Below are 17,816 nucleotides of genomic sequence, written 5' to 3'. Positions count from 1 at the left end.
AAAAAAATCCGACTCTCAATTGAGAGCGGATTGGGTATGTTTTTGTATATGAGATGCGCAGGATTTAATTCTCTCATTCTGTAGGGATGCGATACTTTCTTTTTACATAATCGATATACTGCGAGCGGGTCATAGCCCCCGTTTTCCGGCAAAATTCATCATATGTAATGTCCTCAGATAATCCGAATTCCTCTAACGCCAGTTTACGCTCCTTCGCATACTGCCGATGGGCCAGGTCCCTCTCATGCATACGCTCAGATGGCGGGCCAAAGCATTCGGTGGTCAGACCCGAGCAGGCTCCGTGATTCATGAAATTCCGTTCCAGCCTAAATGGCGTTTGCTCCTCTGGTTTATGCAACGTGCCCAAGCCCCAGCTCAAACGGACTACACGCTCATTCGTCACGCTAGTTGTCGGTCCGTACCCTATAGGAAACAGGATATCCTCTTCCTCCAATGGTTTATGATACACAAACTCATATCCTCCACGCAGAAAAAAGTCATCCATCACAATCCTCGTTGTCTCCGACATCGGGGCCGCCAAAATATCCACTAGCGAAGGGGAACGCTCCGTTGTCTTCCATAAGAAGGGCCTTACAAACAGCGGCATGGTCATGACCGATCTCCAGATGCTTTGCTCGGAAAATAAATCATCCTTTTCCATCTGACGAAGATTGCCAATCACAAGCACATACCCATCGGTATGCAAATCCAGCTCTACTCTGAAAATATCACCTGGCACCGCCTGATAACGTTGGTTTGGCATATTTTTCAATCGATCCAGCTTGCGGTCATAGTCATCCCGCACGGTGCCCGGAAAATGCTCCAGCCAGGAGATGATCTCTGCTTTGGATGTCATGTGGGAACAGTCCGAAATCGGTAGACTCACGCTGTTACGTTTATTATAAGCTGTAACGTAGCTCTTGCCATCATATGAACTGATTCCAGCGGAGAACGTAACACCTTCTGCCTTAAAGCCGGATACTGTGGTGTAGGTCAGTTTCTTCTCCTTGCCTCTGCTCGTTTTGGGCACAACAAATTGCCGATCTCGCACCTCAATATACACATCTTCTTCCACATAGCTCTCCGGCAGGCTCGATATTCGTTTACGAATAACGTCTCCATCAAAATAAACGTAGTAACCCTTCTTGATGTCTACCCTATCCCAATGGGATTCAACAGGCTCAAGACCAACATATGCGCGGTTCCCATTGCTCAGCCATGCATCCATAAGCAAAATCTCCTTTCCAAGTAATACTTCCCTGTCTTTTTATTAGCACTCATCCTCTAATTTAGGCACAAAAGGTGAAAGAAATGGATCTTCTTGCTCTGCGATCTCCCCTCGTATTAATGTGTACACCTTGAATTGATTAGATGATGCCGTCTTATCACTATCTCTTACGTAAAGAATGCCGTAAGAACCGGAGCTAGTTTACCTGTTTTTCTGAACACTTCAATCGGATTATAATTGGTTTCAGGTCTGTGGTTATCAAGGCCAGCAATCCAAAGCTGAAAGTCACCATTAACAGCTCTCAGATCTAGTACACCTGAAGGCCAATTCAACTTCTCAATGTACTTTTGCAACTCCTGAATAGCTGCATCATATTGATCGTCATCTTCTTCAAACGAGGCGCTTTCTCTTATTGTTGCCCATCCATGGTATTCGAACATGGCTTCAGCTCCCCTCGGCGTTTGTCTTATGTAAAACGGTGACCTTATGATCTGACATCTCAGATAGTATTCTCTTCTAAGAATTTTGCGATAAACCGTTGCACTAAGTCAACGTACTCTTCTTGTTCCTCTTGATGAGTCCATTCGAATTGTGGAAGACTAGCATGAATATGCCGGAGTAATATTTTCAACTGTTCCAAATCTTGAAATTCATCCAGTTCGGTACCATACAATAGTTCTAGCAAATGACCGTCGTACATCTCCCCAGCAAGAGGATACTCGGACAAAATTTCCATCGCCTTTTCTATACCCAGTTCCAAAAACACACGCTGACCCAGCATTCGGCTTACATCTTCTAAGTTAAGATCATCTACTTTTTTGTTAAGCAACCTACCGTACCACTGCTCTAAAGCCACAGGATTACTGTTGTCCATATGGCTATCATAATCTACACAATAAATGTCCATAATCCGTTTACTCAAATGCACCTCTCCGAATCTCGTCAGATTATTAAGCCTCTGAGAAAGTCCTCCAGTACCCTTCGTTCCGCAATGCCTGCTCCAGACAGTGCACCATCCATACGCTCTAGTAACAGAGGTTCATCCATTAATCTTTGTTTATGATCAGGAGATGTATAACTCCTTAGTGTGTCTATACATATTTCAAATAACTCTCTATCCTCAACAGTCAGTAGAGAAATCAACAATTCAAATTCGTGCATCTCTCGAGTACTATCCAAGCAGTACGCAAGCTTCTTCTGCCAGTTGAGGGGTTTGCTCAATACTTCTCTAGATAAAATATCCCAATCATCTGGCTTAAAACCTTCAAGAATTTCTGTGGCTATAACACAACCGTCATCATACCAGGAATCAACTGTTGTCTCGGCGGATAAAAGATTATCAAGTTGTTTGTACATACTTCTGATTACCCCATCCAATTATGATGTCATACACTTTTAGCTCTTGGTAAAACGTCTGTGCGTCCATCGAAACTCATTCGTTCTGAGACGGGAGAACTGCTATAAACGGTGGATGACCGGTTTCTTGATTTTGTAATAAACTGGGCTTGCGGAATCTCAAGCTTGTCTGCAATTCTATGATAAGTGCTTCATCCTCTGGATTTTGAAGTGAAACTTTTACCCAAATGGGGCACAGCGGAACTCTGCAACCTAACATTTTAATAACCGAATCGAGATCGAAAAAACGACCTTTTAAATTATCGGAGTTCAGCACTCCAAGTTGTATGTATTCATCTGTAGAGTTCAACGTCTTCCCCCTCTCTTCGACAGGAGTAAGGATAAACGTGCTGTGATCCCCCAGTTCCACCTTATGATAAGTAGACAACTCATCTAGTGTCTTAAGTAAATATCCTCTGAAGGAATCGAGATTCATATATTTTATCAAATGGATCACTCCAAATTAAAAAGATACATAGGTGATGGATTGCTTTCGATTTTATATGTTTTCTTCGGCCTTCATGCGGAGCCAATCCTTTGCTTCCTGCCCTTTGAGAATTAGAGGTTTATCGGCAGAACCAATATGAATACTGTGGAAATTGGCCTCTTCTAGTCCTTTGGTGTTTCTTAACGTTACTCCGTAAAACAAAACCCCTTCAAACCTTGCTTCACTTATGTCTACATCTGTTAATGAAGCATGGCTAAAATCAGTTAAAGAGAGGTTGCAGGCTGAGAAATTACAGTTTTTAATTGTTGCATTATCAAATAGTGTTTCCCATAAATCTCCTCTTGAAAATCGAACTGTATCCAAATTAGAGTTGGAGAATTCTGCATATGACAAGTCTGATTTGTAAAAATCACAATGGATCACGTTGCTATTTTTATATAATGACGAACTTAAAACAGAGGCATGAAAATCTATGTTGTTAAGACTCAGACCCTCAAACGTACAACTCGCCATAAATGACTGCTCTAAACAAATATCAGAAATATCGAATTCGCGAAAATCAACCTCCTGCAAACGAAGTTGCTCACCTTCCTGACCGCTAGTATCTACCCATTTTCTATGAAGTTCGAATCTGTTATACATATCGTTTCTCATCCGTCCCTCGTCCTCTAATCCATGTAAGAAACAGCTGTGTTAATAACATTAGTCAATTTCAATTCAGGGTATTTTTGGTCGATACCCTTGAGCGTGTTAATATATTCAACACTTTGAAGATGATAAGCTATCTCTTCGAACACCTCACTGACCCAAAGAGCTTCCTCTTTACTACATTTTTTCAGAAAATCGATGGTATCTTTTTCGTTTTGGCTTAAGATATGAATTAGTTCCTCTCTATATTTCTCAATTACGGGATCATTCATATGAAGAACCGCTCTTTTTTGTATGATCTCCTTAACTTCTTGGTGCATATAGATACACGCGCCCTTCCATTTCAAGTTGAGGGCTCCTGCTCTAAATCAGATAACTTCGCATTCATTCTTGCAACATTTTCACTTTTCAATAGTTTAGTGTTGACTTCAGAGATGAAATCCAGAAACAGATGTGTATTACGTATGATTTCTTTGACAACTGACTTCAAATCTATAGAAACCCCACTCCATGTTGAGTACTTGAATTCCTCAAGCGGTTCAGTAATAAATAAGTCCAAAATAACTTCACGATCCGTATCTTCCACTAAGCTAACTAGCAGTTCTTCTCCATGTGCTTTAAACTCCAACCATAGATTAGCACTATCAGGAATTCGATAAGCAACGTACGGATTCACACCTACCATCTGAGCCACCGTCAGTAAGTCACCAAACCATCTGATGAGTCTCTCATTACCGAAAGGGCAATCATCAAAAAACATACCATACGTACTTCCTTTGAAATCCAACTCCATCATTCCATCTATATCTTGTTTGGCTTGATCAAACTGCTCTGCAGACATTTGCTTCAGCGCATCCAAATCATCTATGGCTTTAAACGAAATCATGAACATATTTTGAGCACACTCCGGTTCCACTCAATCGTATTCAATATATACTTTGCATCCGTCTTGTTTCTTCACTACTATGACTGAGAAAAATCTGTATTGGAACTTTTAAAATGGCCTTTCATCAAGTATTTGTAGAGTCCTTTCACTGATATCTTGTTCTTCAATAACCTTATCTCTCCAATAAATAAGGGGATATGTTGAATTTCCCACCATCATTTCACCTTGCCGAATTGTGAAGCTCCCACCTCTCTCCAAAAATTTAATAATAGGTTCAAATAAATCAATATGTTTATATGCTTCTTCTACATCTCGATCTGCTAATTCTGAAATTTCTAAAAAACTATAACAGACCGCCTTTATATATACATTTTGAAAAATATTTAGTTTTGGAAGGCAATCATATACTTCGTCGTTTATTGTTTCTCCTATAATCTTGGCAAAACTAAATATAGGATATCGATCTATGCTAATAGCCTTCCTGTCCAAAAATAAATTAACTCTTCTGAAATACTCTAAGATTAAAATATGATGGGATTCTTGTAACTTCTCTTCTGTCACATCATTTATTGACTTTAGACGTTCAACAGCTTTATTTAATAAATATCCCATTTATCTTTCACCTACTTAAAAGATTTATTAAAGAAATACTCTTCATATCCAGGAAAAGAAGCTCTAGGTTGTTTAGGAGCATTCTCATGGGCTCCAGGTGGAAATCCATCATATCTTCCCGTTATTGGATTCCATGATTCTAAAGTCCGATACTTTTGTCCCTGTGCCATCAACTTCCGCTCAACTAGCTCATGATCTGCCAATTGCTTGAACCAAGATTTTTGTTCAACGCTCAGTTCACCCTTTTGAGCAGTTTTCCATGCGTATGCTATTTCGTCGTCTGCTATGAACCGTTCCATTTTAAACTCTTTACCACCAGGTTGAGGAACCTGATGCTTTCCAAAGAATAAATGCTTCTTCATGGCTCTTATTTCATCTACACTTAATCCAGTATTTGCCGCAACGTCCTTGATATCATGCATTTTTGTTTGTCTTATGGACTCATACTCCATCTCCGCCACTTTATCATAATCCTTCATCCCGGAGCCGGTAAACTTTTGACTTGGGTTCACTTCGTGAATCTTGTTGTTTACGCTAGCTTTCTCTGCATTTGCCACATTAGCCTTCATCTTCACCACCGCCGGATGAGAGGAAGGCAAGCGAAACGGGCCTTTGCGCCCAGGCATACTTCCGCGAACCATCTGAAAAGCCATTAGAACCTGACTGAACTTCAGAGAAGTCACCATCATCTGTGCATATCGATCATTCACTGGCTCGCCTGTGAAGGGATGAATTCTATTTTCAAACGCTTCGATCTGCAAAGCAAAAATATCTTCCCCAGGTTCCTCAGTCTCTGTAGCCTGCATCCGATTAAAATCCAAATGCCCCTGATCCTTCTGATACGCTTGCAGGGCTGCCTGATCGGTAACACCATCCTCGTTCACAGGCATCTGCACCAGTCTCCCAAAAACGTTGACTTGCGCCATCCGGTAGCCTTTATCCTCCGAACCCGCACCACTCCCCGAGCTCTTCATCATCGCTGCCGCACCCACAGCACCAATAACACCACCCAGACTGCCCTTCTCGGCATCTGCCTGCTCAAACCGCGTAGCAATATCCTTTAACTCTTTTGAAGTATACACCATGCTCTCCAGTGCTTTCTGTAGTACGGGACGTGACTGTGCAAAATCACCATAAAAACGCTCCTGCGTCACACCCAGCCATACAGCCTGAAGAAACATGATCTGCCTTGAGAGGTTATCCTGGATATGCTCCAACTGTTGTCTCGCCTGATCCACCTGATTGGATACGTGATGTAATTGTTCAGGGGTCACTTTGATTGTACTCATACGCTTTCTCCGCTCATTTGAAATAGGATTCTCCTATGTTAGCAGAAGTATAATATGTAAAACTATCCGGCTAACATCCTGAATTTACCTATACCCCGACATCTGACACACCACTCATCGGTGCTATAGTCCTATATGCATATACCCACATCCAAGCATCTTTATCCGTTTAAAACCAATAATTATTTCAAATGCACTAAAACCATTTATCTTATGATTGTTTACGCTCTCTTGAGTGTTACCTTTATAAAAAAAACAACATATAGTATAGATAATGAAAATATGAATAAAACGATATACCAATCATGTGTAAATAGAAAGACCACCGGAGTGAAACAAAAGATTATGTAAAATGGAAAATTATATCCTTTGTAATTGAATCTCTTCTTCATAAACCCTTCACTAATAACTGCACATTGAAAAATAAAGTAAATTACAAGATCAAAAAACAATAAAACTATTGATAATCCCTTTATTATTGATCCCACTGTAAAAAGAGAAACAATGAAAAATAAAATTACAAAAACCAAGACAAATATTAGATAAGTATGAAAAACTGGCAGTAAAAAAGGGGCTACTTTAGATTTTGCAAAGTTCTCGATGGTTGCCATGAGATCACCACTACTATCACTCGTGATTATAGGGTTAACTTGCTCGCTTTTTAACAAAGTAATTTCTTTGTTAAGCTCCTTTCTAAACATAATGATGGCAGCTCTCTGATCGATATGATTAGTCTCCTCTTTTAGTTTATTGAACATCTCAACTAATCTAGGTGATAATAACACTAAACACTTTGAAATCTTTTCTACGGAGAGGTAAAAATCACTTTTGTTATTTATATACTTGAACGTCTCTATTTCAGCCTCTGTATATGTTTCTAGAGCTTTCTCGATACGTTGCTGATCATTCTTTCGATTTTCTAAGAAACTTGCTCTCAATTCCTTGTACATCCAAATCATAAAAATAATAAAAACAGTCATTAGAGTAGAAGTGATATCGCTAGGTGATAAAGCTTTAATAAGTTCAATAAATTGATTCATACAAGCCCTCCTGTATTATGCATATGGATATCCATACGCATAATACGACAAAGCGGTTACATTTGATATTATAATACTCGGATCACCCCTTACTGTGAATTCCCTCCAAAAACATCCGATACCTCTCAATCTGCTCCTCTGTCGCCATTTCTCGCAACGACTCCAACACCGCTGTACACTTGATAATATGCCGTTCCTTCCCCAGTCTGTCCGCTACACACATCGCCTTCAAAATAAATTCCATAGCCTCCTGCGGCCTTCCCATCCACTGTTCATATAAAGCCCTTTGGTAACAATAGTGGTACATATCATCGTTGTTTAACGAACCCTTCCCCACTCCTGACCCATCAACCTTCTCCTCAAGCATCTGTATGACAAAATCAATTCGCCACCCATGCCGCACCGCGGCCTCTGTGATCACCTTCAACCCTGACAAGCGTTCCTCCGGATACTCCAGCAACAGATTCACATACCCTTCCAGTAGCTCAACCTTCCCTGCTTCAATCTCAAGTGCATACCGATGAATTTCGGCTTTACGTTCGAACTCCTGCACAACTTGCAACTCTGCTTCATCTAGTCCTTCCATACACCCCAAAGCTGCATACTGACGGGTACAAACTCGCGCCTGATCGATCTGCCCCAGCTTCTGATAAGCCATACCTCGCATCATATGACTCCATCCCATGTAATAAACCAATGGACGTTCCGTATGGATATGAAGTTTAGACCCACCTTCCTCCTGATGCTCCACCCGTTCTTCATATATACACTGCGCGCACTGGTACAACACATCTGCCGTCTCCAGCACCTTGTTCCAATTTTCAAAAGCCACAGCCATATCCAGCATATCAACAATAATGTCCGGTTTGAGGGATTTCAGGATAGATGATCGCAAAAAAGGAAGCCTCCTTAATTATCCATTTTCTTATAATTGTATAGATAAATCAAAAGAAGATCAATATAAATTGTACTTATAAGTACTGTAATTCCCAAATCAATTTTACACATATTAGTCTGTAAGGTTTCTACAACCTCTTCTAACCTTAAATAGAGGTGATCAAATGAGTTTGCCAGAGGATGTTGGTAATCGAATTCGGGAATTAAGAAAGGCCAAGGGCTGGACTCAGGAGCAACTGGCTGAAGCCGCTGGGCTCCATTACAGTTACATAGGTGGAGTAGAACGGGGAGATCGCAATATTTCTTTGGAGACTCTCGAGAAAATAATTAATGGATTGCAGGTCACTGCTGAAGAAATCTTTAAATTCAAAGAAGACTCTGAGTACAAAAGAGCCTTAGACGAACATATAACTTTGGTCTCTGCTCTGAATGCTGAGAAACTGATATCCATAACGAAAATAACCAGAGAAATAATCAATAGCTTTCATAAATCTCAAAATTAAGTTTTAGGGGGTCCTTTACTAATAAAAGCTAGAAAAGACCAGTTAATTATTCTGGTCTTTTTTCCTTATAAGAATAAATTAATCTATATCCTTGCTATCTCTCTTTCATTTTCAAATAGCTGCATATCGCCATCCTCTGAAATTTTTAATCCAAGTGCGTAATATGAAGCTGATAACGCTGCTAATGTCCTTGCTCCCCTATACACTCCACCTGAAGCGTTTGGTCTAGAACCAATCATTTCAGCAAATGACAATATGTTTAGCTTATAGTCAAGTATAATAGCCCCATCAATAGAAGCAATTAGTTCAAATAGATATGGGTCACAACTTCTAATATTGATTGGATGTCCATTCTCAGTTTGTACAATTGCACGATACTTTTCAGTCGACACTTTACCATCTTGTAGCATTGCTTTAAAAATCGTATTATTTTTTTGTGGACTTCTTCTTAATATACATATTAATGAACCAATATTTTTTTCTGATAATCTTTTAACTAAATTGTATAAGTCCAAGACTCTGGGTATTGAATAATTTATCTTCTCAATTGTATACGGGATGTTGGAGAGTGAATATTGAGACATGACAAATCTTGTGAGTATGCTCCTAAGAACAAAATAGTTTCTAAGCTTCCATCTCCCGTTCATGTAAGAAATTATATATTCGTATGAAGAGCTCCAATTTATTTGTTTATTCTTGAAATAAACAAAATCAACTTTTTTTAATTCTTTTTCATTTTGTAGATCTTGAATTTTTTCCTTTAAAAGATCTGCTAAGTATAATGTAGCTGTTTCTTCTTTTGCAAAAATATCCGTTTGTTCCTCTAAGATTTTTTTTTCTTTTTCAAGTAGTAATACATAGACTATCAATTTCTTAATTAATTGTATTTCTTGCTCTTCTGATAAACCCTTTTTTTCTATTTGTTTCGTTAATTGGTTTATATCCGTTTCATCATTATTAATCTCATGTTCTTTCTTCAGTTCATTAACTACTTCTTTCTGCATATCATTGAGCTTTGTTAGAGATTCGGAGAATGAAGAGTAATCTGGTATCTGTGAAGCTACATAATAATCATGGGACATAACTTTGATATCCCTTTCTTCAACAAACCTATGTCTATCCATCATGATATCTATAATACTTTGCTTATTTTTTGTCTTCTGAACAAATCCTATTACCTTATATTCAAAATTTATTACAAAACTCACTGATTTCGAATCAACTATTTTCAGGGTTTGTTTATCTTCTATAAAATATTCTAAGTCTCTGGGAGAAGATAGAGGTGTATATTTTAAATCTCTCCTATCTAGAAACTCATGAACATCTACAGCGGCATCCTTAAAAATTATAAATCCCATCTCAGTACTTTCAGACTCATAAGTTTTTATACACAATCTCTTTAAGTTTTCAATAAAATATGAGAATGTTCCATCTATTTCTGGATAAGATCTATCAATAAAACTGTATGCTAATTCTTCCGTTAATAATTGTTTGAATATTGGACGAAATTTCAAATTTTTATGGCTATCATAAAAATTTATAAGTACTGCCTTTACAGAACTGGAAATAACCTCAATGTTCTTTTTGTTTGTTTCATGCAGCTCTTTTTCATCCCCACCTAATATTACATTCGATAATACCCCTTGTTCGTTGTAATCAAGAATTACTGATAACCCAATAAATTGACTTACTGCATCTTCAAAATCAGTAAAATACATTTTATGCGTTTGCATTAAACCACTCCTTTTTATAAACTACCACTTTTTTGTAAGTCAAACCCGATTTTATTTTAAATGCTCTTCTCATCTTAATTTAAACATAATATCTATAAAATTCCTGATATTCGAATAAACTCTAAGTATCCGTTTTAAATAAGTACTCATACTACTTAAAAGTAACACTGATGTATACCCCCTTTGGGCACTACAAATTATAAATGACTACAAAGAAATCTGCTAAATTATTTCTATTCTCACCCTCACCCTCACTATTTCTGAGAAAATTTTTGCCCTCTTAAACACAAAGATCTACTTTATGAGCTAACCACACCCCGCTCCAACACCCCATACTCCACCCGGTTCCGGCCTTTTTGCTTCGCCTGATACAGCGCCTTGTCCACTGCATCAAATAGCTGAATTAAATAGCGCTCGCCATCCTCCGGCACGTCTTCATCCTCATACGCAAAATCATCAATCGATAGAATCCCGACGCTAATGGTAATTGCTATTTCCCCCATCCCATAATTCAATGAAATACGGTTCGACTCCACGGCCTGTCTTACACGCTCCGCCATATCCATCGCTAGATCATGCTCCGTATGCGGCAGGTAGATCATGAACTCCTCTCCGCCATAGCGAGTCAAAATATCAGTACTGCGCACAGATTGCCGAAGTGCCTCTGCCGTGCGCACCAGTACTTCGTCCCCAACAACATGACCATAATGGTCATTAATGGCCTTGAAGTGGTCGATATCGAGCAGCATGAGGGAAAACGGCGTTTTATATTGCAAATTCGTGAGTACTTCATGATTCAGATGTTGCGTCAGGTAACGGCGGTTATAACACTGCGTCAGACTGTCCGTCAGCACCAGCTCTTCCAGCTTGCGGTTGGCATCGGATAACTCCTGCCGAATCAGATCCAGTGCCTCATTGCGCTCTTGTAGCGTCTTGTACTGCTGGTTCATCGTTTTAGCATAGAAGCGCTCCTGCGAGACATCCTGGAACGTCAGCAGATGCCCTAGCGGTGCAAGCGCCGAGTCTACTATCGGAGAAGATTGCAGAATGTAGTGACAGAGCTGATGATCCTTCTCCACGATCACTTCGATCTGACACAGCTCCATTTTTTTCAAACGATACTTATTCAGAAACGTCCGGGCATCCCCCTCCACAGACACCCCTGCGAGAAATGCGTCCATGTCCCAGACATCCCCCACATGTTGTTCTATGAAAAAACGAGAGGCTTTGTTCACCTCCACAATCACTTCGTTCTCGTCCAGCACCATTATGCCATACGGGATCGTATTAATGACGTCCTCATGGGCGATGGAGACCAGATTGAACACGTTGTACCTTTTGATCACATACACGAAGAACAGGTCGGACAAGAAGATACCCAGCGAGGTCAGACCCGGAATAATCGGCAGCCAGCGGCTCAGCAGTACATTAAGAATCGCATCCAGCGTTGCAAACATGGCCAGCACAAAAATACCCCAAAGGGTGATTTTGACCTGTTTTTGAATCATCGCGGGAGTCTTGGGCGAAAATACAGCGCGGAACATAATGACGAGGGAAGAAACGAAATAGCTCACCAAAATGAACATCACAACCCAGAACCAAGGGCCATAGGCACGCTCGATATATCCTCCCTCCAGAGGGGTCACAAAATCATGCCATGGATTCGCAACGACTCCAATCGCTCCAATCACAGCGGGTACAAACAGCAACAACAGCCGCCTTTGACTCAGTCGTTCTGCATAACCGGTAATAAACAGCGTCAGCAGCAGCCACCCACTCCCCAGCAGAGAGACTGCCACAAAGGACAGCAAAACATAGAACAACTGCAAGCCCGGATCATCCGTAAGCGTACTCGCAAATTGACAGAAAGGCCACATCATCATCAAACCGTGAAACAAAAAATATACCTTATGTAAATTCGTAATTCTAACTGTAGCAAACACATACACGCCAACACCAAACAATAGCACGAATAACGAAAGATCATACCACACTAATGGGTTCACGAATCTTCTCCTTCTTGGATGCGACAATGATTCCATGGTTATCAGGGATAACTCTGATACGTTAATATACTTTTGAAAATGAGTACTGCTCTACTTCTGAACTTCTGTAATTCTGTTATTTCTAAAATACGTTTATCCGATGAGTGATTCAAATGTGTACTTCTTCAAAGCCACTATTTTACGCTGGTTAAATTACCCATATCGTACCACACCCCTGATACGCTGAGTAGCCCATTCACTGGAAGTCTGCCCAACCTCTGATTGAAATCACAATCATTTTTTTGCATTTTTGTGAACGTTTTTTTGCAAGCTCCACGTCAAAAAAACGCCCAGCTTTCAACTGAGCGTCATCCAGCCCATAACGGGATAAGTGATCTATTTATTGAAAAGAGAGCTTCACCACCGGTAACTCCCTTATTTCCATGCTACTTTTATTTTTCTTTTTAATCTGTCCATAACTTGCCCATGATCCATTAAAGGTTCTTTAGCAACAATCTGCTTCTCCGCAACGATTAAACGAAGTTGAAGCTCGTGTCTCGCCTCAGTTAGTCCGTTGTTTCCATCCAATTCATTAGAAAACCGTTTGCTTTCCATAAAAAATCAGACTCCCTTTTCACACCTGATATCGACGCTTCAACTCCACTTACTTCACATCTGCCAATGGCTCATTGTCCGAAAACAGATCCGGGTTTTCCTTCAACATCTCTGTAAGCACATCGGTTGTTTTGGCTGCATCACAGACACTTGCTACAGCATCCCCGAAGCTTCCTTTGTGCATCGCACCTTCTTGAACTAACACATCATCCACCTTCCAGAAATGCTCTGACCAGGATAGTCCGCAATGTCTGCGTGAAGGCACGGATATTTTAGTTCCATCTGGCAAAACGGTATACAGCATCTCATGTTCATCGGTCATTCTGCCTGGAATGTCCACCCACTCCTCGATACCATGGATGAACGTATTCCGTTTCAAGTCCACGCCCACCAGCAGGATTGTCGCTTTGCGATCGAGCAACTTACCCCATGCAGAACCTCTTGCACATGGCGTATCGAAGAGATGGTCGTCCTGCGTGAACGCCCGTGCGTCCTTACCCAATGCCGCTACAGAGTGAGTAGGATGCCAGGAACGGACAACGTTAGCACGTTTACGGAATAACTCCGGCAGAATGCCCACACAACAGGAAGACGTTTCCACGTGGAACAATGGATTGCTTTTGTTAATGGTAGACCACGTATGCGTAGGCAAAACGAGCAACCCATCCTTCATATAATCACTTAATGCATCCAGCACGGTATCTGCCCCGCCTTCCACCTCCCCCATACTCTTCATGGAAGAATGCATCAGCAAGGTGCCGTGACGATCAATGCCTAATTCCTCTAGCTGAGCGATAAGACTTTCGTATGTATGTGTCATCTTGGAATAACCTCCTTTCGGTCATTATAGCAAAATCAAAATATAACAAAAGGCCGAGAGTTCACCCTCGGCACAGAAAACAGTTATCACGCATGTTGTTTTAACTCAAGGCTGGCTACGTGATGCGATGCAACCCCTCACACCCGTGCTACACCGCAAACCAAAAATTCCACGCGGCGCGAGAAAAATTGATCCAAACTCACAGATCGATCAATCGCTTTACTCCATGTCTTTGCTCTCTTTCATCACTTCCCTACGACTCCATTACATATAGCGGAAGTGTGAAATAGAACGTGCTGCCTACCCCAAGTGTACTGTGCACATGAATTTCGCCTTCATGATACTGCACAATCTCTTTAGCGATCGCTAAACCAATTCCACTGCCCTGAATAGCTGGATTGCGCTTCTCCCGGAAGAATCGATCGAATACAAAGGGTAGCGAATCCTCTCCAATGCCTGCACCGTTATCTTCGACGCTTATCGTAAGTTTGCCTGGGGTATCCTCTTCCGTCGTCTGCCACTCTTCAACCTCACAACGGATTCGGATTCGACCTTCAGCGCCCGTATGCTGAATCGCATTAAATACCAGGTTCGTCAGCACTTGTGTAATTCGATCCATATCGATGACGACCTGGTATTCATCCAGTTTGGCCGGATCGCAGATTAGCTGGAAGTCATATTGCATCTTGGCACGCACAACATCCAGCATGAATTTATCCTTGATCGTGGATACCAGTTCCTGTAGAGGCATCATGACAAATACCATCTCCGATTTGCCCGATTCCAGCCGGGACAGCTCGAACAGATCATGAATTAATCGGTTTAACCCCAGCGCTTTGACAAGAACCATCTGCAAATATCGGTTTTTATCCTCTTCATGTTCCACCAGGCCAGATACAATGGCTTCCACATATCCTTGAATCGCCGTCATTGGGGTGCGAAGCTCATGGGAAATATCACTAAGTAACCGTCTGCGAGATAGCTCCAGCGAACGCAAATTTTTATTTTTGCGCTGTAATTCCATGGTTCGTTCCCCGATCCGATGTTCCAGATTGGTGTTCAGTTCAGAGAGCTGTTCATTAAGTTCGGCAAGTTGCTGTGCATTCAGGCTCAATTCTTCAACCGACCGCTTTAATTGCAGTAACGTCAGGACACGGCTCACCAGTTCATTACGTCCAATCGGCTTCGAGATATAATCATTAGCCCCTGCTCGGAAGCAGGCTTCAATGGTCTGATCTCGGTTACTTGCGGTCATAATCAGGATCGGCAATTCAATCAAACTGTACCGCTCCCGGATCAATCCGCATAGCTCATAGCCTGACATACCAATCATCATGAGATCCGCAATCACCAGATCGACTTCATGTAATTCATCGATCCGGGCGAGTACTTCGGCACCGCTGGTGGCCGTCTCGAACACACAAGACAATGACGTCAATTGTTGGATAGCCACTTGCAGGTTGACCGATTCATCATCCACCACAAGTACACGATAAGGACGTTGTGCAGACATCTGCTCTGAATCCAAGCTCAGAAGGGTTGGATGATATGCAGCGGTAACAGAAGTTGCCGCTAATTCATCCACATTTACACTGGTGTTAACCCCCAAGGTATCTCTGGCTTTCCGCGGCTGCTTTAACAACCGATTCGCCAAATGCACTGATCCATCCACCGGCTGGTTACGAATGGTGAAGCTGAAAATAGAACCCATACCCAGCTTCGACGACACGCTGATCTCCCCTCCGTGCAATTCAACAAGTTGCTTCGTTATTTTAAGACCGAGACCTGTACCTGTATCATCAATCGATTCCAGCTTTTCAAATGGATTAAAGATCATTTCGAACTTGTCTTCGGCTATGCCGATTCCGGTATCTTCGACGTGAATCTCGACATGGCCGTTATAATGAACCGCGCTCACAATAACATGTCCTGACGGTGTGTACTTAATCGCATTGCCTACCAAGTTAAACATTACTTGCTGCATGCGATTATCATCTGCATAGATCGGTGGAAAATCCGTCCCAATCTGATTAGTCAACACCACATTTCTGCCCGTCACCAGCGGCTTGACCACTGTCAACACCACCTGTGTGAGCTGATGAAGATCGATTTTGGTTATATGCAGACGCATATCATTATTATTGAGCAGGGCATAGTCCAAAATATCATTAATCAGATACGACATACGCTGTCCGCTCGATACAATCATATTCAGATGCACACGCTGAGTATCCTCCATCCGGTCATCCATACTATGCAATAGCGACTGGGCCAGACCAATGATGCCGTTCAGCGGTGTTCGAAGTTCATGTGATGTGTTAGCCAGAAATTCATCCTTCACTTTGTCCAGATCAAGAAGCCGCGAAGATAAGCGCTCATTGGTCTTAAGTGCATTCGAGAACTTCGTCGATACGATAATGGATAGACATATAATGAGAGACAATAGTCCATAAGGAAAATACGTTCCCGTTCTAATCGTCTGGTTGCTCATCAGAATATCATTCACAACCGTGAGGAAGAAAATGAAGGCTCCTGCTAACATTAAGTTGGCGCCGGGCACTCTGTTCATCGCAGCCTTGACGACATACTGTAATAATATCAACCCGACCACTGCCGCATAAATCTGTAAAACCAGCGCAAATGATGTATAGACCTGAACCGGTGATACCGCAATAAACAACGTAAGCAATACACCCGGAACCGATAACCATGCGCGCATTCGTTTGGTCATCTGACCTGGAAAACTGTAATAGAAAAACATGACAAATAACGGGGTGCTCCCGAGAAAACCCAAATATTCGATTTTAATAAAGTCCGTATCATTAAGGCTATGAAAAAAGATGGATAGGATGTACTGGGATTGAGCGCTATTTTTCATAGCTAGCAACACACAGATCAAGCCGAAGAATAACGATTCCCAATTTTTACGTAAGAGGATAAATAATACGATGTGGTATAGTCCCATAATGAGCACACAGCCAATTAAAAGACTCTCGAACACAAGCTTTTGTTTCATCAAATCGTTCAGGCTATCGTACTTCCCCAGTGTCAGGGAATCGAACAAACCTGCTTTTCGCTGCGTATAGTTGGATACTTGGATGACAATGTCTGCCTGTGCAAGCCCGGCATCGAGATGAAGAAGGGATGGAACCATATATGGATTCGATTCTGCCTCACTGCGGCCGACGGTTCCATTCTCCGACACCAGCTTTCCATTAATCCAGATGCGGCTCGCAGACGTGATACCTTTCAATAGGAGGCCCAGCCCCGTGTCGGTCTGTGGCAGCTGTACGACCAGGTGGTAGGTGGCATACCCCTTGCTTGAACGATGCTCTCCAGCAGATTCATCCAGATGCCATGAACTGGGGACATGAACATAATCAGCCTGACCTGTTTTACCGGCTGCAAAATCAAGCGGCTCCAGCAGCTCGTTCCAATAAAATTCCCATTCTCCATCCAGTGTATTGCCCTCATCCAGAAGCTGATCCTGTGAGGTAATCGTTAGCTTCCCCTTACTGGCTAGAGGCTTGTCTGTTGTACCGGAAGTCCATTGGATGATCATAAGTACAACGAATACAATAAGAGCGATAACCAATGGAACGAAATAGTAGAGCAAAGGTACCCGTTTTCTGATAGAAGCCACTCCGCTGATTACCCCTTTATATACATGAGATCAATGACTGCATAGCAACGATGCTATTTATGGATCATAACACA

17 protein-coding genes and 1 pseudogene are annotated in these 17,816 nt (G+C 41.6%); 1 reads left to right on the top strand and 17 read right to left on the bottom strand.

The window, feature by feature from the left end; translation table 11 throughout:
* Window positions 1-73: 73 nt before the first annotated feature.
* The 12 genes and pseudogenes from ACR8BL_RS17260 to ACR8BL_RS17205 all read right to left on the bottom strand — a co-directional run bounded on the left by ACR8BL_RS17260 (window position 74) and on the right by ACR8BL_RS17205 (window position 8,441).
* The gene (locus tag ACR8BL_RS17260) at window positions 74-1,228 is read right to left on the bottom strand and encodes an immunity 26/phosphotriesterase HocA family protein (RefSeq protein ID WP_434748744.1); all 1,155 of its coding nucleotides are present in this window, start codon (window positions 1,226-1,228) and stop codon (window positions 74-76) included.
* Window positions 1,229-1,270: 42 nt separating this feature from the next.
* Window positions 1,271-1,668 (bottom strand): annotated as a pseudogene (locus ACR8BL_RS17255) (Imm7 family immunity protein).
* 59 nt (window positions 1,669-1,727) lie between these two features.
* The gene (locus ACR8BL_RS17250) at window positions 1,728-2,150 is read right to left on the bottom strand and encodes a contact-dependent growth inhibition system immunity protein (RefSeq protein WP_434748743.1); all 423 of its coding nucleotides are present in this window, start codon (window positions 2,148-2,150) and stop codon (window positions 1,728-1,730) included.
* A gap of 20 nt (window positions 2,151-2,170) precedes the next feature.
* Window positions 2,171-2,584: a hypothetical protein gene (locus ACR8BL_RS17245; protein ID WP_434748742.1), complete on the bottom strand. Its 414-nt coding sequence runs from the start codon at window positions 2,582-2,584 to the stop codon at window positions 2,171-2,173.
* A 76-nt stretch (window positions 2,585-2,660) separates the two neighbouring features.
* Window positions 2,661-2,933: a hypothetical protein gene (locus ACR8BL_RS17240; RefSeq protein WP_434748741.1), complete on the bottom strand. Its 273-nt coding sequence runs from the start codon at window positions 2,931-2,933 to the stop codon at window positions 2,661-2,663.
* A gap of 189 nt (window positions 2,934-3,122) precedes the next feature.
* Window positions 3,123-3,725, bottom strand: coding sequence for a pentapeptide repeat-containing protein (locus ACR8BL_RS17235; RefSeq protein WP_434748740.1), 603 nt, complete (start codon window positions 3,723-3,725; stop codon window positions 3,123-3,125).
* A 14-nt stretch (window positions 3,726-3,739) separates the two neighbouring features.
* Window positions 3,740-4,066, bottom strand: a complete 327-nt coding sequence (locus tag ACR8BL_RS17230; protein ID WP_434748739.1) for a hypothetical protein — start codon at window positions 4,064-4,066, stop codon at window positions 3,740-3,742.
* On the bottom strand, window positions 4,063-4,605 hold the full coding sequence (locus tag ACR8BL_RS17225; RefSeq protein WP_434748738.1) for a hypothetical protein: 543 nt from the start codon (window positions 4,603-4,605) through the stop codon (window positions 4,063-4,065). The genes ACR8BL_RS17230 and ACR8BL_RS17225 overlap by 4 nt, the downstream gene beginning before the upstream one ends.
* 108 nt (window positions 4,606-4,713) lie before the next feature.
* Window positions 4,714-5,217 carry a hypothetical protein gene (locus ACR8BL_RS17220; protein ID WP_434748737.1) on the bottom strand — a complete coding sequence of 168 codons (504 nt, stop codon included), beginning with the start codon at window positions 5,215-5,217 and terminating at the stop codon, window positions 4,714-4,716.
* Between the two features lie 11 nt (window positions 5,218-5,228).
* Window positions 5,229-6,506 carry a WXG100 family type VII secretion target gene (locus tag ACR8BL_RS17215; protein WP_434748736.1) on the bottom strand — a complete coding sequence of 426 codons (1,278 nt, stop codon included), beginning with the start codon at window positions 6,504-6,506 and terminating at the stop codon, window positions 5,229-5,231.
* A gap of 221 nt (window positions 6,507-6,727) precedes the next feature.
* Window positions 6,728-7,546 carry a hypothetical protein gene (locus ACR8BL_RS17210; protein WP_434748735.1) on the bottom strand — a complete coding sequence of 273 codons (819 nt, stop codon included), beginning with the start codon at window positions 7,544-7,546 and terminating at the stop codon, window positions 6,728-6,730.
* 82 nt (window positions 7,547-7,628) lie between these two features.
* The gene (locus tag ACR8BL_RS17205) at window positions 7,629-8,441 is read right to left on the bottom strand and encodes a DNA-binding protein (protein ID WP_434748734.1); all 813 of its coding nucleotides are present in this window, start codon (window positions 8,439-8,441) and stop codon (window positions 7,629-7,631) included.
* A 166-nt stretch (window positions 8,442-8,607) separates the two neighbouring features.
* Here ACR8BL_RS17205 and ACR8BL_RS17200 point away from each other — a divergent pair, with 166 nt between their 5' ends.
* Window positions 8,608-8,946, top strand: coding sequence for a helix-turn-helix domain-containing protein (locus tag ACR8BL_RS17200; RefSeq protein ID WP_434748733.1), 339 nt, complete (start codon window positions 8,608-8,610; stop codon window positions 8,944-8,946).
* 83 nt (window positions 8,947-9,029) lie between these two features.
* Here ACR8BL_RS17200 and ACR8BL_RS17195 read toward each other — a convergent pair whose 3' ends face one another.
* The 5 genes from ACR8BL_RS17195 to ACR8BL_RS17175 all read right to left on the bottom strand — a co-directional run bounded on the left by ACR8BL_RS17195 (window position 9,030) and on the right by ACR8BL_RS17175 (window position 17,742).
* Window positions 9,030-10,679 (bottom strand): hypothetical protein, encoded by a 1,650-nt coding sequence (locus ACR8BL_RS17195; protein WP_434748732.1) that lies wholly within the window; start codon window positions 10,677-10,679, stop codon window positions 9,030-9,032.
* A gap of 299 nt (window positions 10,680-10,978) precedes the next feature.
* A complete protein-coding gene (locus ACR8BL_RS17190) occupies window positions 10,979-12,685 on the bottom strand; it encodes a diguanylate cyclase (RefSeq protein WP_434748731.1) in 1,707 nt (568 codons plus the stop codon).
* A 414-nt stretch (window positions 12,686-13,099) separates the two neighbouring features.
* The gene (locus ACR8BL_RS17185) at window positions 13,100-13,279 is read right to left on the bottom strand and encodes a hypothetical protein (RefSeq protein ID WP_434748730.1); all 180 of its coding nucleotides are present in this window, start codon (window positions 13,277-13,279) and stop codon (window positions 13,100-13,102) included.
* Window positions 13,280-13,328: 49 nt separating this feature from the next.
* Window positions 13,329-14,099, bottom strand: a complete 771-nt coding sequence (locus ACR8BL_RS17180) for an AAC(3) family N-acetyltransferase (protein WP_434748729.1) — start codon at window positions 14,097-14,099, stop codon at window positions 13,329-13,331.
* A 253-nt stretch (window positions 14,100-14,352) separates the two neighbouring features.
* Window positions 14,353-17,742 carry an ATP-binding protein gene (locus ACR8BL_RS17175; protein ID WP_434748728.1) on the bottom strand — a complete coding sequence of 1,130 codons (3,390 nt, stop codon included), beginning with the start codon at window positions 17,740-17,742 and terminating at the stop codon, window positions 14,353-14,355.
* Window positions 17,743-17,816 lie beyond the last annotated feature (74 nt).

This window comes from Paenibacillus amylolyticus, assembly GCF_051136285.1.
GTDB lineage: Bacteria > Bacillota > Bacilli > Paenibacillales > Paenibacillaceae > Paenibacillus > Paenibacillus amylolyticus_F.
The sequence above is the reverse complement of the archived record's forward strand: the minus strand, read 5'-3'. Positions and strand labels throughout refer to the sequence as shown.

Bases quoted from the DNA above. Each gene is read 5' to 3' on its own strand.
- ACR8BL_RS17260 (WP_434748744.1), bottom strand. From the start codon at position 1,228: ATGGATGCATGGCTGAGCAATGGGAACCGCGCATATGTTGGTCTTGAG.
- ACR8BL_RS17245 (WP_434748742.1), bottom strand. From the start codon at position 2,584: ATGTACAAACAACTTGATAATCTTTTATCCGCCGAGACAACAGTTGAT.
- ACR8BL_RS17235 (WP_434748740.1), bottom strand. From the start codon at position 3,725: ATGAGAAACGATATGTATAACAGATTCGAACTTCATAGAAAATGGGTA.
- ACR8BL_RS17225 (WP_434748738.1), bottom strand. From the start codon at position 4,605: ATGATTTCGTTTAAAGCCATAGATGATTTGGATGCGCTGAAGCAAATG.
- ACR8BL_RS17220 (WP_434748737.1), bottom strand. From the start codon at position 5,217: ATGGGATATTTATTAAATAAAGCTGTTGAACGTCTAAAGTCAATAAAT.
- ACR8BL_RS17215 (WP_434748736.1), bottom strand. From the start codon at position 6,506: ATGAGTACAATCAAAGTGACCCCTGAACAATTACATCACGTATCCAAT.
- ACR8BL_RS17210 (WP_434748735.1), bottom strand. From the start codon at position 7,546: ATGAATCAATTTATTGAACTTATTAAAGCTTTATCACCTAGCGATATC.
- ACR8BL_RS17200 (WP_434748733.1), top strand. From the start codon at position 8,608: ATGAGTTTGCCAGAGGATGTTGGTAATCGAATTCGGGAATTAAGAAAG.
- ACR8BL_RS17195 (WP_434748732.1), bottom strand. From the start codon at position 10,679: ATGCAAACGCATAAAATGTATTTTACTGATTTTGAAGATGCAGTAAGT.
- ACR8BL_RS17185 (WP_434748730.1), bottom strand. From the start codon at position 13,279: ATGGAAAGCAAACGGTTTTCTAATGAATTGGATGGAAACAACGGACTA.
- ACR8BL_RS17180 (WP_434748729.1), bottom strand. From the start codon at position 14,099: ATGACACATACATACGAAAGTCTTATCGCTCAGCTAGAGGAATTAGGC.